Source organism: Gordonia sp. OPL2 (assembly GCF_003797825.1).
Taxonomy (GTDB): Bacteria; Actinomycetota; Actinomycetes; order Mycobacteriales; family Mycobacteriaceae; genus Gordonia.
Genome location: NZ_RKME01000010.1, coordinates 91,530 through 113,284, shown reverse-complemented (window position 1 = coordinate 113,284; position 21,755 = coordinate 91,530). Strand labels below are relative to the sequence as shown.

20 protein-coding genes are annotated in these 21,755 nt (G+C 67.9%); 10 read left to right on the top strand and 10 right to left on the bottom strand.

Annotated features, from left to right (window positions below):
* The first annotated feature begins 101 nt into the window (after positions 1 to 101).
* The 3 genes from EEB19_RS12520 to EEB19_RS12510 all read left to right on the top strand — a co-directional run bounded on the left by EEB19_RS12520 (position 102) and on the right by EEB19_RS12510 (position 3,488).
* The gene (locus tag EEB19_RS12520; RefSeq protein WP_187586666.1) at positions 102 to 1,736 is read left to right on the top strand and encodes a DEAD/DEAH box helicase; all 1,635 of its coding nucleotides are present in this window, start codon (positions 102 to 104) and stop codon (positions 1,734 to 1,736) included.
* Positions 1,737 to 1,787: 51 nt separating this feature from the next.
* Positions 1,788 to 3,068: a hypothetical protein gene (locus EEB19_RS12515; protein WP_187586664.1), complete on the top strand. Its 1,281-nt coding sequence runs from the start codon at positions 1,788 to 1,790 to the stop codon at positions 3,066 to 3,068.
* 87 nt (positions 3,069 to 3,155) lie between these two features.
* Positions 3,156 to 3,488: a VOC family protein gene (locus tag EEB19_RS12510; protein ID WP_187586662.1), complete on the top strand. Its 333-nt coding sequence runs from the start codon at positions 3,156 to 3,158 to the stop codon at positions 3,486 to 3,488.
* A gap of 24 nt (positions 3,489 to 3,512) precedes the next feature.
* Here the strand turns inward: EEB19_RS12510 and EEB19_RS12505 are convergent, their stop codons facing one another.
* Together EEB19_RS12505 and EEB19_RS12500 are read right to left on the bottom strand one after the other, a co-directional pair.
* Entirely contained in the window at positions 3,513 to 4,304 is a 792-nt protein-coding gene (locus tag EEB19_RS12505; RefSeq protein WP_187586660.1) for a ParA family protein, read from the bottom strand.
* Between the two features lie 71 nt (positions 4,305 to 4,375).
* Entirely contained in the window at positions 4,376 to 4,795 is a 420-nt protein-coding gene (locus tag EEB19_RS12500) for a hypothetical protein (protein WP_187586759.1), read from the bottom strand.
* Between the two features lie 234 nt (positions 4,796 to 5,029).
* Between EEB19_RS12500 and EEB19_RS12495 the strand changes: the two genes are divergently transcribed.
* Entirely contained in the window at positions 5,030 to 5,983 is a 954-nt protein-coding gene (locus EEB19_RS12495; RefSeq protein WP_187586658.1) for a diacylglycerol kinase family protein, read from the top strand.
* On the opposite strand, the gene EEB19_RS12490 is transcribed toward EEB19_RS12495, so the two are convergent.
* Positions 5,929 to 7,101, bottom strand: coding sequence for an MFS transporter (locus tag EEB19_RS12490; RefSeq protein ID WP_187586757.1), 1,173 nt, complete (start codon positions 7,099 to 7,101; stop codon positions 5,929 to 5,931). The two genes, EEB19_RS12495 and EEB19_RS12490, sit on opposite strands and share 55 nt — an antisense overlap.
* Before the next feature lie 433 nt (positions 7,102 to 7,534).
* Here EEB19_RS12490 and EEB19_RS12485 point away from each other — a divergent pair, with 433 nt between their 5' ends.
* Entirely contained in the window at positions 7,535 to 7,789 is a 255-nt protein-coding gene (locus tag EEB19_RS12485; RefSeq protein ID WP_005170735.1) for a WhiB family transcriptional regulator, read from the top strand.
* A 213-nt stretch (positions 7,790 to 8,002) separates the two neighbouring features.
* Here EEB19_RS12485 and EEB19_RS12480 read toward each other — a convergent pair whose 3' ends face one another.
* From EEB19_RS12480 to EEB19_RS12465, 4 genes are all read right to left on the bottom strand, one after another.
* Positions 8,003 to 9,523, bottom strand: a complete 1,521-nt coding sequence (locus EEB19_RS12480) for a sensor histidine kinase (protein WP_187586656.1) — start codon at positions 9,521 to 9,523, stop codon at positions 8,003 to 8,005.
* A 62-nt stretch (positions 9,524 to 9,585) separates the two neighbouring features.
* Positions 9,586 to 9,801, bottom strand: a complete 216-nt coding sequence (locus EEB19_RS12475; RefSeq protein WP_187586654.1) for a biotin/lipoyl-binding carrier protein — start codon at positions 9,799 to 9,801, stop codon at positions 9,586 to 9,588.
* 365 nt (positions 9,802 to 10,166) lie between these two features.
* Positions 10,167 to 10,475 carry a mycothiol system anti-sigma-R factor gene (gene rsrA / locus EEB19_RS12470; protein ID WP_262365621.1) on the bottom strand — a complete coding sequence of 103 codons (309 nt, stop codon included), beginning with the start codon at positions 10,473 to 10,475 and terminating at the stop codon, positions 10,167 to 10,169.
* A complete protein-coding gene (locus EEB19_RS12465; protein ID WP_262365624.1) occupies positions 10,472 to 11,242 on the bottom strand; it encodes a sigma-70 family RNA polymerase sigma factor in 771 nt (256 codons plus the stop codon). Before EEB19_RS12465 ends, rsrA begins: the two co-directional genes overlap by 4 nt.
* 288 nt (positions 11,243 to 11,530) lie before the next feature.
* Here EEB19_RS12465 and EEB19_RS12460 point away from each other — a divergent pair, with 288 nt between their 5' ends.
* Together EEB19_RS12460 and EEB19_RS12455 are read left to right on the top strand one after the other, a co-directional pair.
* The gene (locus tag EEB19_RS12460) at positions 11,531 to 12,028 is read left to right on the top strand and encodes an aminoacyl-tRNA deacylase (RefSeq protein WP_187586650.1); all 498 of its coding nucleotides are present in this window, start codon (positions 11,531 to 11,533) and stop codon (positions 12,026 to 12,028) included.
* Between the two features lie 57 nt (positions 12,029 to 12,085).
* Complete coding sequence (locus EEB19_RS12455) at positions 12,086 to 12,919, top strand: SOS response-associated peptidase (protein ID WP_187586648.1); 834 nt, start codon at positions 12,086 to 12,088, stop codon at positions 12,917 to 12,919.
* Between the two features lie 13 nt (positions 12,920 to 12,932).
* On the opposite strand, the gene EEB19_RS12450 is transcribed toward EEB19_RS12455, so the two are convergent.
* The gene (locus EEB19_RS12450) at positions 12,933 to 14,414 is read right to left on the bottom strand and encodes an NAD(P)/FAD-dependent oxidoreductase (protein WP_187586646.1); all 1,482 of its coding nucleotides are present in this window, start codon (positions 14,412 to 14,414) and stop codon (positions 12,933 to 12,935) included.
* Between the two features lie 241 nt (positions 14,415 to 14,655).
* Between EEB19_RS12450 and EEB19_RS12445 the strand changes: the two genes are divergently transcribed.
* Positions 14,656 to 16,137 carry a hypothetical protein gene (locus EEB19_RS12445; protein ID WP_187586644.1) on the top strand — a complete coding sequence of 494 codons (1,482 nt, stop codon included), beginning with the start codon at positions 14,656 to 14,658 and terminating at the stop codon, positions 16,135 to 16,137.
* Between the two features lie 51 nt (positions 16,138 to 16,188).
* The gene (locus EEB19_RS12440) at positions 16,189 to 17,430 is read left to right on the top strand and encodes an MFS transporter (RefSeq protein WP_187586642.1); all 1,242 of its coding nucleotides are present in this window, start codon (positions 16,189 to 16,191) and stop codon (positions 17,428 to 17,430) included.
* On the opposite strand, the gene malQ is transcribed toward EEB19_RS12440, so the two are convergent.
* Positions 17,427 to 19,616 carry a 4-alpha-glucanotransferase gene (gene malQ / locus EEB19_RS12435; protein WP_262365620.1) on the bottom strand — a complete coding sequence of 730 codons (2,190 nt, stop codon included), beginning with the start codon at positions 19,614 to 19,616 and terminating at the stop codon, positions 17,427 to 17,429. The two genes, EEB19_RS12440 and malQ, sit on opposite strands and share 4 nt — an antisense overlap.
* A 154-nt stretch (positions 19,617 to 19,770) precedes the next feature.
* Here malQ and EEB19_RS12430 point away from each other — a divergent pair, with 154 nt between their 5' ends.
* Complete coding sequence (locus EEB19_RS12430) at positions 19,771 to 20,385, top strand: cysteine hydrolase (RefSeq protein WP_187586640.1); 615 nt, start codon at positions 19,771 to 19,773, stop codon at positions 20,383 to 20,385.
* Here EEB19_RS12430 and EEB19_RS12425 read toward each other — a convergent pair.
* On the bottom strand, positions 20,374 to 21,726 hold the full coding sequence (locus EEB19_RS12425) for an MFS transporter (protein WP_187586638.1): 1,353 nt from the start codon (positions 21,724 to 21,726) through the stop codon (positions 20,374 to 20,376). The genes EEB19_RS12430 and EEB19_RS12425 overlap by 12 nt on opposite strands.
* Between the last annotated feature and the right edge of the window lie 29 nt (positions 21,727 to 21,755).

Below are 21,755 nucleotides of genomic sequence, written 5' to 3'. Positions count from 1 at the left end.
CTGCCCCGGGTCCCGACAGGACCTGTTCGACGCAGACCGGTTCGACCCCACTGTGGTGCCTTTCGTGCGTGCGGGAAATGCAGAAAGGCATACAACCTCACATGAGCGATCCGATCGCCACCCCGGCGAAAGACGACGACGTCCAGACGACGATCGTCGACGAGACCCACACCTCCCCGACGTTCGCCGAGCTCGGCGTCGACGACAGCATCGTCGAGGCATTGGCCGACGACGGCAAGACCCACACCTTCGCCATCCAGGAACTCACCCTTCCGCTGGCCCTGAGCGGCGACGACCTGATCGGTCAGGCCCGCACCGGCATGGGCAAGACCTTCGGCTTCGGCGTGCCGCTGCTGCACCGGCTCGCGCACGCAGACTCCTCGGGCCTCCGCGCCCTCGACAACACGCCGCGCGCGCTGATCATCGTGCCGACGCGCGAGCTGTGCATCCAGGTGACCGGTGACCTGGAGGTCGCGGCGAAGAAGCTGGACGTGACCCTCGCCGACGGCACCACCCGCCCGATCCGCATCACCTCGATCTACGGCGGCCGTCCGTATGAATCGCAGATCGCCGATCTGAAGAAGGGTGTCGACGTCGTCGTCGGCACCCCCGGCCGTCTTCTCGACCTCGCTCAGCAGGGTCACCTGATCCTCGGCAAGGTCGCGGTCCTCGTGCTCGACGAGGCCGACGAGATGCTCGACCTCGGGTTCCTGCCGGACATCGAACGCATCATGTCGGCGCTGCCCACACCCCGCCAGACCATGCTCTTCTCGGCGACGATGCCCGGCCCCATCGTGACGCTGGCGCGCACGTTCCTGCACCGGCCGACCCACATCCGCGCCGAGCACGCCAACGACTCCGCGGTGCACGAGCGGACCACCCAGTACGTCTATCGTGCCCACGCCCTCGACAAGGCCGAACTCGTCGCCCGCATCCTGCAGGCCGACGGCCGTGGGGCGACGATGATCTTCACCCGCACCAAGCGCACCGCCCAGAAGGTGGCCGACGATCTCGGTGAGCGCGGGTTCTCCGTCGGGGCCGTGCACGGTGACCTCGGTCAGGTCGCCCGGGAGAAGGCGCTCAAACGGTTCCGCACCGGCGACATCGACGTCCTGGTCGCGACCGACGTCGCGGCGCGCGGCATCGACATCGACGACGTCACGCACGTCATCAACTACCAGTGCCCCGAGGACGACAAGACCTACGTGCACCGCATCGGCCGGACCGGGCGCGCGGGCCGCACGGGTATCGCGGTCACCCTCGTCGACTGGGACGAATTGCATCGCTGGGAACTGATCAACAACGCGCTCGGTCTCGACGTGCCGGCACCCGTCGAGACCTATTCGACGTCCGATCATCTCCGCGAGGAACTCGGTATCCCCGAGTCAGCCACCGGCCGGATCGCGGCGCCGAAGACCGACACGAAGGACGAGCAGCGTGGCGAGCGCACGCCGCGTGCGGAGCGTCCGAAGTCCAACCGCGTGCGTCGTCGTACCCGCGGCGGCCGTTCGGGCGACGCCGGCACCGGGCAGGACTCGCAGAAGGGATCGGGGCCGAAGAACTCCGACGACACCGACTCGACCACGAACTCCGGTCCGGCGACTGCCGACGACTCGTCGGCGTCCGGCGAGTCCAAGCCGCGTCGCCGGCGCCGGCGCCGTGGCGGCGCCAACCGCAATTCGTCGGGCGGCCAGCACAACGGAGAGCACGCACCCGCGGCGACCGCTGCGGAGTGACCTCCGCGTCGGCGTCGACAACGACTTCCACCCGCGGCAACCGGAGGGCGCGTGGTACGAATCCGACCTGAGCGGCGTACACCGGTCGACCTGGCGGTCAGCGCCGCGATCGTCGTCGTGCTCGTCGTCGCAGGCCTGGTGATCTGGCTGGCGAGTCCCGTTCGGCACACCGACAGTGCGCAGGCCGCCGCGCCGGTCCCCGATGTCACGCCGTCGGCGACGGTGCCCGCGGATCTGACGCCGCTGTGGCGGGCGTCGTCGGCGGTGACCGACGGCCCCGCGCTGACACGGTCTCTGGTCGTGACGGCCGACGGTGGGTCGGTGGTGGGGCGTGACCCCCGGACCGGTCGCGAGATCTGGCACTACCGGCGTGATCTCGATCTGTGCGCGGTCCTGGCGGCGTGGCCGGCGAGCACGAACAAGGTGCTGGCGGCCTACCGCAACTCCCGCGGATGCGGTGAGGTGACGGCGCTCGACGGATCGTCGGGACGACGCGCGGGTGGCCGCAGCAGCGACGCCGACGACCGCGTCCGTCTCGTATCCGACACGGGATATGTTGTCTCGCAAGGGCCGACGCGTCTCGAGACGTGGGGATCGAATCTCGTCCGGGGTATCGAGTACGGCCGGGTGGACGCCCCGGTGAAACCCGGTGTGCAGCCCGGCCGGACCGGCTGTCGTCTGCTGTCGTCGGCCATCGGCGGTGATCGGGTGGCGGTGATCGAGCACTGCGGAACCGATCCCGGATACCGGCTGACCGTTCTCGGCGCGGTGCTGGACAAGGACGAAGACGTCCAGCAGTTCGGATCGTCACTGATCACGGATGGCACCCAGGGGCCGCCGCCCGTGCTGATCGGCATGAGCAGTTCCGCGATCGCCGTCTACGACGGCGGCGGAAACCGACCACAACCCCCGACCGACAACTCGGCGGGACCCACGGGTCCGGCGATCCGGCAGTTCTCCACCGACGGCGTCCCGACCGCCACCAACACGGTGGCCGGGCCGCAGACGCCGCCCGCGGGCCTCCCTGCGGTCACCGGTGGTGGGATCACCTCGTTCTTCACCGGCGGTGCCGCGGTCGTGCTCGACGCCCAGAACGTCCGGCCCATCTATCAGGTGCCGGGTGCCATCGGCACCGGCGAGGTCATGGCCGGCCAACTCCTCCTCCCGACCGCGACCGGCATCAGCGTGCGTGACGCGGCAACCGGGCGCGAGATCCGTTCCATCCGCGTCGATCGCGAGGGTCGCCGTGACGAGCCGGTCGCGCTCCGGGTCCTCGGCTCCACCATCGTCGAACAATGGGGATCGACTGTGCAGGCATACGGGCCACGGTAACGTCGGCGACACCCGACGAACCCGACATCTGGCCCGGCACCCCCACTCGCCCGTGCAGGACCGGATGTCGCAGAACAGGGAGCACAGATGGCGATCAGCGGGGTTCTCGCGCAATCCACCGTGTCCGATCTCGACCGCGCCGAATCGTGGTACACCACGGTTCTCGGGTCACCGCCGACCGATCGCCCGATGGACGGACTCATCGAATGGCAGTTCGCCGAGCAGTTCGGACTCCAGGTGGAGTGTGAACCGGACCGCGCCGGCCGTTCGACGGTGGTCCTGGTCGAGACCGACCTCGACGAGTTCGCCCGCCGGCTCGACGCGGCCGGCGTCGCGCATCCGGACATCGTCGACGCGACGACGGTGCGATTCCTCCAACTCTCGGATCCCGACGGCAACCGGGTCGTGTTCGTCAGCTGACGCCGGGACCCCGCACCGGTCGGGTCAGATCGGCTCGAACGTCCGGACCGGACGACCGGCCTCCCAGTGCTTCCACAGGTTCTCGGCCAGTCCACGATATGCGGTGGCGCCCTTGTTCTTCCGGCCCCGCATCACCGATGTCCCGGACGCCGACGCCTCGGCGAAACGGACCGTCCGCGGGATCGGCGGATCGAGCACCGGCAGGTCGTAGCGGTCCGACACGTCCGACAGCACGTCCCGGCTGTGGGTCGTCCGCGCATCGAAGAGCGTCGCGACCGCGCCGAGCGTGGCCAGACCAGGATTGGTGATCTGCTGGACCTCGTTGACCGTCCGCAGCAATTGACCCACCCCGCGATGCGCGAGCGTCTCGCACTGCAGCGGCACCACCACCTCGTCGGCGGCGGTCAGACCGTTGAGGGTCAGCACGCCCAGCGACGGCGGGCAGTCGATGAGGATGACGTCGTAGTCCTCGGCCACCTCGGCGAGCGCACGCTTGAGGGCGTACTCCCGACCCGGCCGCATCAACAGCAACGCCTCGGCACCGGCGAGATCGATCGTGGCCGGCAGCAGGGTGACGTTGTCGTCGGTGTCGAGCAGGACGTCGGCGATCTCCTCCTCGCCGAGAAGGACGTCATGGACCGACGCCTCGAGCTGATCGGGATCGTGCCCGAGCGAAAACGTAAGACAGCCTTGCGGATCGAGGTCGACGACGAGGACCGAGACGTCGAGGTCGGCGAGGGCTGCGCCGACGGACGCGACGGTCGTGGTCTTGGCAACCCCACCCTTTTGATTCGCGATGGCCAGCATGCGGGTCATGGCAACACTCTACGGCCGATCACCGCCGACGTCGGGGTTACCGCCCCGCGGCGTCCCACGGGCGGCGACGATCAGCGTCGACGCGGGCGCGATCCGGTGTCGGTCGGGTCGTCGGTGGTGTATTCACCCACCAGCCAGTGAGTCGATGCCGGACTGAAGATCAGGACGAGCACGGCCACCGCGGCGATGGCGAGAGGGATGCCGAACCAGGGTTGATGGCTGTCGGTGAGCAGTGCGTAGGCGACGGGCAGCAGCAGGATCTGCGCGACCACCGCGATCGCACGTCCCCAGCGCCGACCGGTCAGCAGGGCGAGGCCACCGATCAGCACGCCGCCGCCGATGATCCCGAACCAGGCCGCCGTGCCGTACCCGCTGATGAATGCCTCACGGTGGCCGGCGGCCTCGCGGATCGCCAACACGATCGCGACGATGGCCGCTATGGCGCCCTCGAGGGCGGTCACCGCACCCGCTGCGCGGATGGTCGTGGGCACCCTGGAGGCGTCGGCGGAATCGTCGCGATCGCCGCCGTCCGCGACGTCGTCACCCTTCTTGCTCACCGCCCCAGCCTATGGGTGCCGGATGGATCGGCGCCGGTCGGCCCCGCCCACCTCCCGGTGCGGACTCCCGTCCGGTGCTCCACCGGACCGCTCCGGGACAGCCGATCCGACGACGTCGTCGGCGGGTGGATGCACATCACAGGCGAGCACCCCATATCGTGGGGTCTCGTGCGCGTCATGCTCATCGTCAACCCATTCGCGACGGCCACCACCGCTGCGGGCCGTGACGCGCTGGCGCACACCCTCAGTTCGCGCTTCAGTCTCGACGTCGAGCACACCACCCACCGCGGGCATGCGGGCGAGCTGGCTCGCCGGGCGGTCGCCGAGGGCGTCGACGTGGTGCTTGTGCACGGCGGAGACGGATCGGTGAACGAGGCGGTCAACGGCATCCTCGGTCCGCCCGATCAGGTGCCCGATCCATCGCGCACGGTGCCGAGCCTCGGCGTCATCCCCGGCGGCAGTGCCAATGTCTTCGCCCGCACCCTGGGAATCCTGGCCGATCCCCTGGCCGCGACCGGCCAGATCATCGGACTCCTCGAATCAGGCGAATGCCGTCGCATCGGCCTCGGACACACGCAGGACCGCTGGTTCCTGTTCAACACCGGTATGGGGATGGACGCCGTGGTCGTCCACGCGATGGAGGACAAACGACATGCCGGAAAGCCGGCGACACCGGCGCGGTACTTCCGGACGACGGTCGCGTCGTTCCTGCGCAATGCGACCAACAAGGCGTCGTTCACGGTCGAGGTGCCCGACCACGAGCCGATCCCGGGGGTGCAGTTCGGCTTCGTGAGCAACACCAGCCCCTGGACCTACTTCGGCGACTACGAGATCCGGACCAACCCCACGACCGGTTTCGACACCCGTCTCGGCCTGTTCGCGGCGACGTCGACAGGGGTCGCCCGCAACCTGCCGCTGGCCGCGCGGTTGCTGACCCATCGGACCCCGAAGGGCGGCCATCTCTACCGCGACGACGACGTCGAATGGGTCCGTTTCCGCGCCGAGGAACCCATCGACGTCCAGATGGACGGCGACTACATCGGCGCCCACGTCGCCGTCGACTTCGGTCACCGGGCCGACGCCCTCGCCGTCGTCGCGCCGGGCGCCGACAGTCTCAAATAGACGCCGACGACCACATAGGGCACCGCGGCGATCGCGAAGAGCGCGGTCGGCGGCAGCCAGCCGGAACCGAGCGCCCAGGCGCCGTAGGCGGCGATCGCAACCATCTCCTCACCCACTCCTACGACGGAGGTCACCGTCGCACGGGAACTTGACGGCACACGCTGCTGCATCGCCGCGTCGACCATCACCATGGACCAGCCGAACACACCGAAGGCGAACGCCACCAACAGGATTCCGACGGGATGACCCGTCAGCGCGCCGACCGCCAGGGCCACCGCCCCTGCGGTCAGCCATCGTGCGAGCCGGCGAGCCGCGAGGCCCGCGGTCGCGGTGCGCCCGGCGGCGATGCCACCACCGATGTCCCCGACGGCCACGACCACCATCAGCACCGCAACCCCGGATGCGGCACTGCGTCCCGACTCCGTCCGCCCGGACCACATCTCATCCGCCAACAGCGGCAGATACTCGTCGAGGGCGGCCACCCAGGTCAGCGCCACCAGCAGCACGACGACCCGCCGCAGGGAGCGCCGTCGCCACATCATCCCGGCCACCGCGGACAGGCCGGGGGCGCCGTCGGCGGCCGGTTCTGTCCCGGGAGCAGGTCGGTCATCGCGGCGGGATCGACCAGGCGGCGCGTCCTCCGGAAGTGCCGCGGATGCCAGCGCGCACACCCCGCACGAGACCAGACTGGCGGCGCCGGCAGCTTCGTAGCCACCCCATGCGGTGAGCGGTGCGGCGAGCGCGGTGCCCAGGAGAACTCCGCACGCGCCCATCGCACGGACCCGGCCGGCAAGCGCGGCGTATCGAAGCGACTCGCCCCGTGCCGCCAGGGTGTCGAACAGCAGTGCCTGCAGACTTCCCGAACGCAGAGACGACCCCGCGGACCACAGCACGAATCCGGCGGCGAACGCGCCATAGGACGGCCACCAGGTCCACAGAGCGAATCCGGCACCGGTGACCACCGGCCCGGCGACCAGCAGCCACCGACGAGGCATCCGGTCGGCCAGCATCCCGGTGGGGATCTCGAACACGAAAGAGCACAGCGACCAGAGGACGAAGAGCGACGAGATCTCAGCCGCCGACAGACCGGCCCCGGCGACATCGGGGTCGGCGAACATGACCACGTAGAGCGGATAGAGGGGGATGGCGTCCTCGGCGAGGGCTGCGAGGGAGGCCGCTGCGGTCAGTCGGTGTGACGAGGATCAACAGGGATATCGTGGCATGCCTCACACGGTAGTCCAGATGACTCGGACACCACCAGGGAATTTCTTCGGCGACCTGGGAAAACCGCCCTACACAGACGCGACAAAGCGAGTAGACTAGTACATCGGTGCGCAACCGAGTGCAACCACCCCCTCCCCGGAGGGGTCACAGAACAGTGATATTGCACACGTGTCAACGGAACACCATTGACTTCGCCTGGATTCGTGAAAGTATTCACAAGCAACAGTGCGGAAACATTCGGTGGGTCCGCGTGAACTAGCGGTTACAGCCCCAAAACACAGACATTGGAGTTGTCGAGTGGTGCGTCAAGCACCTGAAGGAGAAGGAATGGACTGGCGTCACAAAGCAATCTGTCGCGACGAAGATCCGGAACTGTTCTTCCCAGTGGGGACCAGCGGCCCGGCCATCGCACAGATCGCTGATGCGAAGCTCGTCTGCGCCCGCTGCCCCGTCACGGCCGAATGCCTCTCGTGGGCACTCGAATCCGGCCAGGACGCAGGCGTGTGGGGCGGCATGAGCGAAGACGAGCGGCGCGCGCTCAAGCGGCGCACCGCGCGTACGCGGACGCGGAGCAGCGTCTAAGAGGGGCCACAGACCCGAAGTCGCAACGGCGACCACGAAGAGACCCGGCCCCGGCCGGGTCTCTTCGTCTGTGCGGCCATACACGTTGCGATACTGCAGGATTCGCGATCGTGACGATGATGTGCCCAGCGCGACAGCGCAATCAGGACACCGTATTCGCAGACGCTCTGCGCCCTCAGGGCATCTCGGGACCGAGGAGCACGTCCGCCCTGCTCAGCGCAGCGGTATGTCGACACTCACCTCGGTACCGCGGCCCGTCGTCGCGTGGCCCATCGTGAGCGTGCCGCCGAGCTCGATCGACACGAGGGTCTGCACGATCTGCAGTCCGAGGCGGTCGGAGCCGGTCACATCGAACCCTTCAGGGAGTCCGGAACCGTTGTCACGCACCGTGATGCGCATGTGACGGACATCCCGGTCGGCGATGATCTCGATCCCGCTGTCCGCCGTCGACGTGCCGAAACCGTGCTCGATGGCGTTCTGGATGAGTTCGGTGAGCACCATGACAAGCGGCATCGCGAGTTCGGCCGAGAGCACGCCGAGCCGATCACGGCGTCGCACCCGGACCGTGGTGTCCCCCGACGCGACATCGACGAGGATCGGCACCAACCGATCGACCACCTCGTCGAGGTCGACCTCTTCGTCGACGCTGCCGGACAGCAACTCGTGCACCAGCGCGATCGACGCGACCCGTCGGACCGCCTCGGTGAGCGCTCCCCGTGCCTCCGGATTGGTGGTCCGGCGCGCCTGCAGACGCAGCAGAGCCGACACCGACTGCAGATTGTTCTTGACCCGGTGATGGATCTCCCGAATCGTCGCGTCCTTGCTGATGAGTGCCAGATCGCGTCGCTTGACCTCGGTCACGTCGCGGATGAGTACGACGGCACCGGTGCTCACTCCGCGCGGTCGTAGCGGTACCGCACGGATGAGGACGGTCGCACGGCTGGCATCCGCCTCCATCCGCATGCCGACGTCCCGATAGGGCCCCTCCGGCACCACACTCCGGCCCGCCGCGGCATCGATCATGGTGGCGACGTCGCCGGACTCGAACGGATCGGTCAACAGCGACGCTGCCACCTCGGACAACCGGGTGTGGGTCAGTTCCGCCGTCCACCCCATCCGATGGAACGCCGACAGCGCGTTCGGGCTCGCGTAGACCACCGTTCCGTGCTCGTCGACCCGCACGAAACCGTCCCCCGCGCGGGGCGTCGACAGACCGCGCGGATTGCCCTCCTGGTGCGGGAAGGTGCCGTCGGCGACCATCTGGCACAGGTCGTTGGCCGAGTCCTGATAGGCCAGTTCGAGCGGCGACGGCAAGCGCGGGTGGGTGAGGTCGACGGCGCGCGTCAGCACCGCGATCACGCCGTCGTCGGTGCCCGCGAATCCCACCGGAACCGCCTCGCGGCGGATGGCCACCGCGCCGAGCCACTGGGGATCCTCGTCGCGCAGGACACGGTCGGCCGCGAAGGCCCGTTCGAGCTGCGGGTCGACCGCGTGCTCGGCGCGCACCGTCCGGGTCACTCCCACCTCGTCACTGGGGAAGACGGTCGAGGCGGTGTTCGGCCGGCACTGGGCGACGGTGACGATGTCCCCGGCCTCGGTCCGCACGGACATCAGGAAGTCGGCGAATGACAGATCGGCGAGCAGTTGCCACTCGGCGACCAACCGCTGCAGGTGCGCCGCCGCGGCGTCGGAGAGGGTGGTGTGTTCGGCGAGTAGATCGGCCAGGGTCGACATGACGCGGAGCGGGCCGTCAGCCGCCGGCAGGCGTGGAGTTCGTCAGCACCATCGGCGGGCGGTTATTCGTAGACCGCGATGATGTCGCCGGCCTGGATGACGTCGCCCACCTTCACCTTGACGTCGGCCAGGGTGCCGGGTTCCTCTGCGAGGACGGGGATCTCCATCTTCATCGACTCGAGCAGAAACAGGGTGTCGCCGACGTCGACCTGCTGACCGGCGGTCGCCCGCACCTCCAGCACACTCGCCACGATCTCTGCCACGACGTCTTCAGCCATGGTCATAACCTAGCCCACTCGTTGATGGCCGGACGACCGGATTGGAGTCCGGTGGGGCGCACGTGGGACACTGGACGACGCACATCAGCACGAAGGAGACCATCATGGGTAAGCGCGGACGCAAGAAGCGCGCTCGTAAGAAGAACGCTGCCAATCACGGCAAGCGTCCGAACTCCTGAGTTCCGACTCAGCAGTCACGAGCAACGTCCTTCCGACGCCGACGTTTCGGCGTCGGGAAGCCGGACATCATCGAGGGCATCCACTACAGACGTCGAGAGCATCCGCTCCTCGACAGAGGTGGATGCTCTCGACGTTTTCGCAGTGTTGGCTTACCGGATGACCGCAGGATCGCCCGCCTGCTGACCTCAGCGACCGGTCTCGCGCACGATCACGGTCTTCCGGATCTCTATCCGCAGCCGTTCACGCAGTCCCTGCGGTGCCTGGTCGCCGCCGCATTTCCGATTGATGAGTGTCTTCAACTGCTGTTCGATGCCGTAGTGCGCGAGGCAGGACGGGCAGTTGTCGAGGTGGCCCTGCAGCCGCGTGCGTGCACCGGAGTCGCACTCGTCGTCGAGCAGCAGCCAGACGTCAGCGAGTACCGCCGAGCAATCGAGCTGGGTGAACTCGGGATCGTCGGCCCCGGAGCCGGGCTGCTCGGATCGCATGTCGCTCATCGCGCCACCTCGCTCGTCGACGACCGGTTGAAACCACGCTCACGCGCGACGTCGGCCAGCAGTTCACGCAGCTGACGACGCCCACGATGCAGACGGGACATGACGGTGCCGATCGGGGTGTCCATGATCTCGGCGATCTCCTTGTAGGGCAGTCCCTCCACGTCGGCGTAGTACACCGCCATACGGAAGTCCTCGGGCAGTTCCTGCAGAGCTGCCTTGATGTCGTCGTCCGGCAGGGCCTCGAGCGCCTCGATCTCCGCCGACCGCAGACCGGTCGACGAGTGCTCGGCGGTGGCCGCCAGCTGCCAGTCGGTGATCTCGTCGGTCGGGTACTGCGCGGGCTGGCGCTGCTTCTTGCGGTAGCCGTTGATGTAGGTGTTCGTGAGGATGCGGTACAGCCACGCCTTCAGGTTGGTGCCCTCGCGGAACGAACGGAATGCGGAGAACGCCTTCACATACGTCTCCTGCACCAGATCCTCGGCATCGGCCGGATTGCGGGTCATCCGCAGCGCCGCACCGTACATCTGGTCGAGCAGTGGCAGCGCGTCCCGTTCGAAACGCTCGGTCAGCTGCTCGGGCGACTCTCCCGGATCGGTGCGGCTGGGCGCCTGCGAACCGGCACCGGATGCCTGATGCGACGAGGTGCCCGACGACTCGGCGCTCGCGTCCTGGCCCGACTCGTCCGGCGTCTCATCTCGTGACTCGGGTTCGACCACTACGATCCCTTCGGTGACGGCGTCAGCGGAAACGGCGTTCGGCGCCGGCATGACCCATCGGGGATCCGGCTTTCCGCTGTCGGTCAAGCTTACCGATGTGGATGGTGATGCGGTCGCGGGCCGGTCGGTGAACTCGTCGAGAACCGCTGAAGTGGGTTCGAGCAAGCCGGTGCTGGTCATCAGGCTGATCGACCTTCCTTCGAATCGTCGGTGGGGGCTGCGACAACCGGGGTCACCGGTGTCGACGTCAATCCCCTCAACAGACGAACCACGACAAATGTTCCGACCCCACCGCGTCCACACGAGGACGCCGCCCGCAACGACCAGGAAGGACGACTCATGGCCGCGACCCCGGCACTGACCGCCCTCGAGAAGGCGGGTGTCGCGCACACCGTGCACCGCTATCCCCACGACCCGCGCAACCAGTCGTACGGGGACGAGGCCGTCGAGGCTCTGCAGGTGAGCATCGGGGTGAGCCCGGATCAGGTCCTGAAGACGCTCGTCGTCGAGGTCGGGAGCTCGCTCGTGGTGGCCGTCGTCCCGGTGCCGCACAAACTCTCGCTGAAGGCCGTCGCGGCGGCGGTGTCGTCGGTCGTCCCGTCCGCGGGAAAGGCTCACATGGCGCCGGAGAAGGCCGTGACGCGCGCCACCGGCTACGTGTTCGGCGGCGTCTCACCGATCGGCCAGCGGACCACCCTGCCGACGGTCGTCGACTCGTCGGCGCTCGACTGGCCGCAGGTCTGCTGCAGCGCCGGCCGACGGGGACTCGAGGTGCAACTCGCACCCGCGGATCTGGTTGCGATCACGCAGGCCGTGGTCGCCGACATCGCCGCTTGACCGCGGGCCGTACGCACGACGACCACGTGCCCACCGACGTCGTGACAGCATGGTCGTATGTGCGGACGTTATGCGGTGACCACCGATCCGGCGAAGCTCGCCGCCGAGATCGACGCGATCAACGAGGTGCCCGTTCCTCTCGATCCGGCCCGTGACACCCCGGGCAGCGACACTCCCGGCAACACCGACAACGACGGTGGCGGAGGATCGAGGACCGTGAAGGACGCCGCCGACGATGCGCCCCGCTCCCCCGGCCCCAATTACAACGTGGCGCCGACGACGACGGTGATGACCGTGGTGCGACGCCACTCCCATGACGACCCCGACGACGACCCGGCCCTGCGGATCCGTGCCATGCGATGGGGCCTCGTGCCGCCATGGGCCAAGGAGGTCGGCAAGGGGCCGCTGCTGTTCAATGCGCGCGCCGAGAGCGCCGCGGAGAAGAGCTCGTTCCGTACGTCGGTGAAGTCCAAGCGGTGCCTGGTGCCGATGGACGGTTGGTACGAGTGGAAGAAGGGGCCGAACGACGACAAGGGCAAACCGACGAAGGTCCCGTTCTTCATGTCACCGCACGACGGTACGCGGCTGTTCATGGCCGGGCTGTGGTCGGTGTGGCGCCCCAAGGACGCACCGAAGGATGCCGCGCCGCTGCTGAGTTGCTCGATCCTGACCACCGACGCCGTCGGACACCTGCGCGAGGTGCACGACCGCATGCCGCTGGTCATGCCCTACGACAACTGGGACGCGTGGCTCGACCCCGACAACACCGCCCCGTCCGACCTGTTCGCGCCTCCCGCCGAGGCGGTCGCCGAGGCCATCGACATCCGCGAGGTCGCCCCTCTGGTCAATCGGGTGGCCAACAACGGTCCAGAACTCCTCGATCCGGTGTAGACCCTGGTCGCGGTCACCGATAGGTGTAGGCGTCGAGCGGGAAGCGCTCCATCTCCCGCAGCGTCGACAGGGTCGACGTGGGACGCAGCAGCGCCGCCTCGCCGTGTTGGTTGAAGTAATAACTGCGGGCCGTCGCGCAGCTCCCGTTGTAGAAGACCGACGACTGCAGCCGGTCGGTCACCTTGTCGAGGAACTCGTCGTTGGCCTCGTCGGTCACCTCGAAAGTCGATCCACCGCGACTCCGGAGTTCACCGAACAGTCGGCGGATGTGCTTCATCTGTCCCTCGATCGTGGTGAAGTACGACAGCCCGCTGTACGAGTACGGACTGTTGAGCGACAACAGGTTCGGGAACCGCGGCACGGTGATGCCCTCGTAGGCCTGGAAACGGTTGTCCCGCCACCACTTCCCCAGGTCCCGGCCGTCACGGCCGACGATCGCGAACGCCGGGAAGTTGACATCCCACAGATTGAAGCCGGTGGCCAGGACGAGTGTGTCGATTTCGGTGGTGGTGCCGTCGGCGGTCACGATACCGCCCGGCTCCACGCGCTCGATCGACGACGTCTGCAGGGTCGTGTTCGGCCTGTTGAAGGTGCGGAAGTAACTGTTGGAGAAGGTCGGCCGTTTACAACCGAAGTCATAGGAGGGCGTCAGGGCTCGACGCGTCCGCGCGTCGCGCACCTGGGTGCGCAGATGGGCCTTGGCGATCAGTGCCGCCAGGCGATTACCCGGTTTGGCCTGCTTGTAGTGCAGCACCCCGAACACCATCAGCGCCTCGAGCAGTGACGTGTTGACCAGTCGCGCGGCGCGCTGGGTCAGCGGGACACGGTCGAAGATCTTCCGGACCGCCGCCGGGATCGGGAAGTCGAGCTTCGGCACGACCCAGATCGGCGTGCGCTGAAAGACCGTGAGTCGCTCTGCCTGCGCGGCGATCTCGGGGATCAACTGGACTGCCGTCGCACCGGTGCCGATGATCGCGACACGCTCTCCCACGAAGTCGTGACCGTCCTCCCACGCGGTCGTGTGGATGATCTTGCCCGCGAACGATTCGATCCCGGGGAAGTCCGGCGTGTACGGCTGCGAGAGGAAACCGGTGGCGGTCACGAGGTAGCGGCACGTCCGGACGCCGTCGTCGGCGACGTGGACACGCCAGAGCTGTTCGGCCTCATCCCATTCCGCACCCTCGACGGTGGTGGAGAACTCCATGTGCCGCTTCAGGTCGTATTTGTCGGCGACGTGGTTCGCATAGCGCTTGAGCTCGGCGCCGGGGGCGAACAGCCGTGACCAGTGCGGGTTCGGCTCGAACGAGTACGAGTAGGTGACCGAGGCGATGTCGACGGCCAGGCCCGGGTAATGGTTCACGTGCCACGTACCGCCGAGGTCGTCCTCGCGTTCGAGGATCGCGATGTCGTCGACGCCGAGCCGCTTGAACTCGATCCCGGCACCCAATCCACCGAATCCGGCGCCGACGATCACGACTTCATGGTCTGGCTGCATGCTCGTCTCCTGGGGTCGACGTCGTCCCGGTCGGGTTAGGTGTTACTCGGAAACACAGTAACCCACGACACGAGTAACTGACCAGGGTGACATCGCCGGATCGCGGTGCGGGCCGCCGGCCGGTGATGGATTGGCGGGATGCCACCTGGGGGTTGGCGTGCACGGCTCGTCGTCCACATCGGGCGCATCCGGCACGCATGTTTCGCTCCGGAGTGCGACACCCGCGGGCGATACTGACGTCGTGACACCCCGCTGTCGGCAGGTCAGTCCCGATCTCGTGCGGTTCTGGTTCGTGCCGATGGTGGTGGCTTCGGCGATGTGTGTCGTCGCGGGCGTCACGCCGATCATCGACGACGGCTACATCTACCTCGACTACGTGCGTACGCTCGTGGAGACGGGCCGGTGGGGTCTGGTCCCGGATCTGTTCTCCGACACGGCAACCGCGCCGCTGAACGTCCTGTACCTCACACCGTTCTGGATCGCGACCGGGCATTCGGTCGACGCAACTCTCGCGCTCGCACAGTTCCTGCCGACCTTCGTGCTGTGCGCCTTCCTCCTGCGCACATATCGGCATGGATCGGTGCTGCCCGTGCTGCTGACGGTCATCATCGGGTTCCTTCCACCGGTGATCTCCAGCATCGGCCTGGAGACCTCGTGGACAGCCGCGATGCTCGCGGGTGTCTGGTGGGGCATCACCCGTCGCGGGGTCGTGTCCGACAGACGCGGGGTCGAGTGGGGCGTCGCGATCTGTGCCGCGGTGGCGGTGATGCTGCGTCCCGACGCCGCGTTCTTCATGCTCCCGCTCCTGGTCGCCCTGTTCGTGCGGGACCGGGGATGGTGGCGCACCGTCGCGACGTCGGCCGCCCTTCTCGCCGTCGAAGTCCTGGCGCGGTGGGTGATCCTCGGGTCGTTCGTGCCGGACAGCGTGTGGATCAAGCAGAATCAGGCCGGGACCTGGGGGCACTACACATTCTTCTCCGGATGGGAGTTGTTTCTCACCTCGGCACGGACGAGTGTGGTCGTCCTGGGCATCATGTGTGTCGTCGCCGTCGTGACGGTCGTGATCGCGGCCTCGCGGTGCCGCCGGATCGACATGCTGCTCGCCCACCCCGCGACCTACTACCTGGGCGCCACGGTGATCTACATCCTGGTCGCGGGCTTCAGCCGGGTGCCGCCCTACCACTGGTATTACGTGCTGCCGTCGGTGGCCGTCGTGCTCGCGGTGACCGGAATCCTGCAGGAGGCGTCGCCCCGGGTCCGCCAGGCGACGGTCGTCGGCGTCGTGTCGCTGATCGCGGTCCTGGTGGCCGAATGGTCGGTGCAGACGATCCGAGGAGAACCGGTGATCGGGACGAACTGGGCAACCGAGGAGCAGATGTACACGTTGGCGACGGCCATCCGCCCTCATGTGCGGGGACAACGCGTGCAACTGGAGGGAGAGATCGGCGAGATCGCCTACTACTGCGACTGCCGCCTCGAGGAGGAGTTCTCCCTCAGCACGGGACTGCGACGGCGGGTCACCCGGGAGATCGCCGCGGGCGGGTGGGGGCTGCGCTGGCGGGTCAACTATCACTTCCGCGAATGGCCACGGCCACAGCCGCCGCCGCGGTGGAAACTCACCTTCGTGGCTCCCCGACCCGGCGAGGACGTGGTGTATGAACAGGACACGACCACGTTCCAGGGCGGCACGGTGCGGTACTCGTTGATCCGGCGTGTCCGGTGAACCAGTCGATCATGCGGAATAGTGACCGGGGTGATGATGCTGGGTAGAGGTATGCCACGACGCCGCCCGACACCGACAGCCGACGACGACATCCGCGGCCCGGGCACCGCTGCGACCGGAAAGGCGTTCGCCGCGACCGTCTTCGCCTTCGCCGTGGTGATGCTCGGGACCACGCTGCCGACCCCGCTGTACGCGATCTACTCGGGCGAGCTCGGCTTCGGCGTGACCACCACGACGGTGATCTTCGGGATCTACGCCGCCGGGGTGATCGCCGCGCTGATCGTCTTCGGCCGCTGGTCCGATGTCGTCGGCCGCAAACCGCTGCTCGCGGCGGGCGCCCTGTTCTCGGTGGCCAGCGCGATCGTGTTCATCACCGCGGGCCCCGTCTGGCAGTTGATGATCGGCCGCGTCCTGTCGGGGCTGTCGGCCGGGATCTACGCCGGTGCCGCCACGGCGGCCGTGATCGAACTGGCGCCGGCGCGATGGCGTCCGAGGGCACCGGCCGTCGCCACGGCGGCCAACATCGGCGGCCTCGGTCTCGGCCCGCTCATCGCCGGGTTGCTCGCCCAGTACGCACCCGCACCGCTGCATCTGCCGTTCGCGGTCGACCTCGTCCTGCTCGTACCCGTCCTCGTGGGTATCTGGCTGATCCGCGAGCCGGTCGAGGTGCGACCCGGTGCGACGCTGTCCATTCAGCGACTCTCGGTTCCGCCGGAGGTGCGTGGGGTGTTCCTCCGGGCAGCGATCGCGGCGTTCGCGGGCTTCGCCGTGATGGGCACCTTCACCGGGGTGACTCCGTCGTTCATCTCGCATGTGCTGGGGATCGACAGCCATGCGGTGGCCGGCATCGTCGTCGCCCTGCTGTTCCTGTCGTCGGCGTTGACGCAGATCGTGGGTCGCGGGTTCTCCACCGAACGTGCCCTGGTCGTCGGGTGCGCGATCCTGGTCGTCGGGATGCTGGTGCTCGTCGTCGGTCTCCTCGCATCCTCGTTCGTCGCGCTCGTGGCCGGCGCCGTCGTCTGTGGTGTCGGACAGGGGCTCTCGTTCAGCAAGGGTCTGGCGGCGGTCGTCGCCGCCAGCCCCGTCGATCGCCGCGCCGAGGTGACCTCGACGTACTTCGTGGTCGCCTACGTCGCGATCTCGTTGCCGATCGTCGGTGAGGGAATCGCGGCGGCGCACCGGGGTCTGCGCACGTCGGGCGTGGTGTTCAACATCGCCGTGGCCGCCCTCGCCCTGCTCGCGTTGGTGCTGACCGTCGTCGCCGTGGGACGGTCGACGACCGCGCCGGGCTAGTCGACGTCACCGCTGCTCGCCCGGCTCGTCGGCTCGCCGTCCGGGTCGCCCACGCCTTCCTCGGCGAGTGCCCGGACGAGGTCGGCGAACCGCGCATTGCCCCCGAGATCCTCGACCAGGACGACCTTGCCCTCATCGTCGGCCAGCGGGATGCACCAGTTGGGGTATTGCGCCGCGCCGGTTCCCGGCTGGTTCTGGATACGACGCTCCCCCACCGCGTCGACCAGTGCCACCCCCAGGAGTACCGACGGTGTCTGCGCGATCAGTCGGTGCAACGCCTCCACGGTGCGCCGATCGGTCAGTCCGACGTCCTCGTCGAGGAGCCCACGGCGGCGTGCCGTCGCCAGCACCGCATCTCGGTCGTGCTCGTCCCGCGCACGCTCTGCGGCCTCCCCCGTCTCCAACAGACCCAGCCGCGATCGCAGCTCGATGTGATCTCCGGCGAGGTAGCCCACCGTCGGCGGCAGGTCGTGCGTCGTCACCGACGTCAGGCAGAGTTCGCGGTACTGCTCCGGCGGTATCGGACCGTCGGGTCCGTGCTCGAACCAGAGGATCGACGTCCCGAGGATCCCCCGCTTGGTGAGGGCCTCCTGCACATGCCGTTCGAAGACGCCGAGATCTTCGCCGACGACGACGGCGCCGGCGCGCTCCGCCTCGAGGACCAGGATGCCGATCAGCGCATCGTGGTCGTAGTGGACGTAGGTACCGTCGGCGGGTCCCTTGCCGTCGGGTATCCACCAGAGCCGGAACAGCCCCAGGATGTGATCGACGCGGAGCCCTCCCGCATGCCGGAGCACCGTGCGGAGCATGTCCCGATAGGGACGGTAGCCGGCTTCCGCGAGCCGGACCGGATGCCATGGCGGCTGATCCCAGCCCTGTCCCTGCTGATTGAATCCGTCCGGTGGCGCACCGACGGTGGCCCCGCGTGCGAGCACGTCACCCAGCGTCCACACGTCCGCACCGTGCCGCGCCACGCCGACGGCGAGGTCCGCGACGATCCCGATGCTCATCCCCGCCGACAGCGCGGCATGCTGGGCCGCGGCCAACTGTTCGTCACAGATCCACTGCAGCCAGGTGAAGAACTCCACACGGTCGGCGAGTTGACGCCGCTTCCGCTTGACGAACTCCTTGTCGCGCAGCTTGCCGGACCACTGTGGGCCGTCGGTCCCGTATTTCTCGGCGAACGCACACCACGTCGCGAAACGGCGCAGCCCCTTGCCCTCTCGATCGCGGAAGGCGCGGTACTCGGCCGCCCTCGTCGCCGAGAGCGGCACCGCATGAATGAGTTCGAGCACAGCCATCTTCGCGCGGAACGCCTTGTTGCGCTTGATCTTCTCGGTCGAGAGATTGTCGTCGAAGAAGTTGCGCGCAAGGGAGCGGACCAGCTTGCGGGATCGTTTGCCGAGTTGGTCGATCTCCGGGATGTCGGTCACCCGGATGTAGAGCGGATTGACGAAGCGCCGCGTCACGGGCAGGTACGGCGAGGCCTCGATGGGCGCGTGCGGCTGCGCGGCATGCAGAGGATTGATCTGGACGAAATCGGCACCGTGGGTGCTGCCCGCCACCGCACAGATCTCGGCGAGATCCGCGAAGTCGCCGACGCCCCAGGACTGCGCGGACCGCACCGAGTAGAGCTGGACCGCCAGACCCCAGCGCCTGCTGCCCAGGAGTCGGTCGGCGGTGGAGAGCCGTCGTGGCGTGACGATCAGCGGGGCCTGCGCACGGCGGCCCGTCGCCGGGTCGTGGGCACGCACCGTGTGATAGCCGATCTCCAGATCCGGCGGCACCTCGAAGGTCGCCCTGCCGATCATCGTCCCGTCGACCTCACGCGGATCCACCCACAGGTCAACCTGATCCGGGTGCACCGTCGCGCCGGCTTCGGTGACGATCCACACCTCGACCGGATTCCAGTGCGGCACGTGGACGGCGAAACTCGCGTGTGCCCCCTCGACGACCACCGTCACCGGCGGGACCATGGCCCGCCACGGCGACTCGTCGAGGTCGGCGTGGGCCGCCGCGACCTCCTGCTCCGTCGTCGCGGCGACACCGAGCGAGCCGAGGACCGTGACGATGGTCTCCGAACTGACGGGGTGATCGAGTTCGTCCCAGCCGACGTAGCTCGTCGCGACGCCCCAGCGTCGGGCCAGCCCTTCGAGTCGCTCGCGTGCCACACCCACGGAAGTCACGTCTGCATCGTCTCAGGATTCGTCGGGGTGTGCCCGTCGAACAGTGCCGGATCCACACATCGGGGAGCCGTGTCGGTGGTTGAATCGGCGAGGCAGACAGAGGCAGCCCTCTCCATGAGAACGCTCGCCGCCGAGAAGTCCGAAAGGTGTTCCGATGGCAGACACAGTCACCCTCGATCCCGCGACCACCGCGCTGGTCCTGATCGAGTTCCAGAACGAGTTCACCAGCGACGGCGGCGTCCTGCACGACGCCGTGTCGGAGGTGATGGACAAGACCGGCATGCTCGCCAACACCGTTGCCCTGGTGGACAAGGCGCGTGCGGCGGGCGTGACGATCATGCACGCGCCGATCACGTTCGCGCCCGGCTATGGCGAGCTGACGCGGCATCCGTACGGCATCCTCAAGGGTGTCGTCGACGGCAACGCGTTCGTCAAGGGTTCCTGGGGCGCGGCCATCGTCGACGACCTGACACCGGCCGACGGCGACATCCTGATCGAGGGCAAGCGTGGTCTCGACACGTTCGCGAGCACCAATCTGGACTTCATCCTGCGCAGCAAGGGCATCACCACCATCATCCTGGCCGGCTTCCTGACCAACTGTTGTGTCGAGTCCACGATGCGGTCCGGTTACGAGAACGGCTACCGGGTGATCACGCTGACCGACTGCACCGCGGCGACGTCGGTCGCCGAGCACGACAACGCGATCAGCTTCGACTATCCGATGTTCTCCGAGCCGGTGGAGTCCGCCGACGTCGCGTCAGCGCTGTGAACGCACCCGTGAACCGTTGTCCAGGTGCAGGTCTGCGGGCCGGATCAGCGCTGTCGCGACGACACTGATCACCGCGGTGAGCGCGAGATAGCCTGCGGCGAGCCACGGGGATCCGCCGGCCGCGCCGATGAGCGCGGTGAGGATCAGCGGGGTGAGTCCGGACGCGTAGATGCCGGAGAACTGATAGACGACCGACAATCCGGTGTAGCGCACGGGCGTCGGGTACAGGCTGGCGAACAGCGTCCCCTGTGCGCCGTAGAACAGTGCGTGCACGACGCCGAAGACGATCACCAGGCCGACGGTGAACCAGATCAGGTTCTCGGTACCGAAGAGGGCGAACACCGGGTACACGGTCAGTCCGTATGCGCTGATGCCGATCAGGTAGATGCGCTGGGGCCCGAACCTGTCGGTGAGCAGCCCGGACACCGGCAACAACACCGCCATCACCAGGGACGCGATGGTCACCGCGACGAGAACCGGAACCTTCTCCATACCGAGTTCCGAGGTCGCGTAGGCGATGGCGAAGACACCCCAGGTGTTGAACGCCGATCCCTCACCCCACCGGGCGAGCAGACCGAGGACGGTGTTGCGGGTGTTGGGTGGGAGCATCACGTCGCGGATGGGCACCGTCGACTTCTGCGACAGTTCGGCCACCTCGGTGAAGGCAGGGGTCTCGTCGACCTTGAGCCGGACGACGAATCCGATCACGACCAGCACGATGCTCACCAGGAACGCGATCCGCCACCCGTAGGTCAGGAAGGCCTCGTCGTCGAGCGCCACCTGCAGCAACGCGAACACACCGGTGCCGAGGGCGAGTCCGAGTGCCAGGCCGACCTGCGGGATGCTGCCGAACAGGCCGCGGCGACGCCGCGGGCTGTGCTCGACGGCGAGCAGTACCGCTCCCGCCCACTCCCCACCGAGAGCGAAACCCTGCACGACCCGTAGCGCCAGCAGCAGGATCGGCGCCAGGACGCCGACCGCGGCGGCCGTCGGCAACACCCCCATCAGCGCGGTGGCCACCCCCATCAGAACCATCGTGAGAGCCAGCGTCCTCTTGCGTCCGATCCGGTCGCCGATGTGCCCGAACACCACCCCGCCGATGGGCCGGACGACGAAGCCGACCGCAAAGGTCGCGAACGACAACAGCGTTCCGACGAAAGAACTCTGATCCGGGAAGAAGACGGAGTTGAAGACGAGGCTCGCGGCGGTCGCGTAGAGGAAGAAGTCGTACCACTCGATCGTGGTGCCGAGGAGACTCGCGGCGACGACGGTCCGCAGACGCTTGCGGCGCTCGTCGTCGGTCTCGTCGACCGCGCGCGGGGTGCTCAGGAGTGTGGTCATGACCGCCACACGCTAGCGGCGGCGCCGTC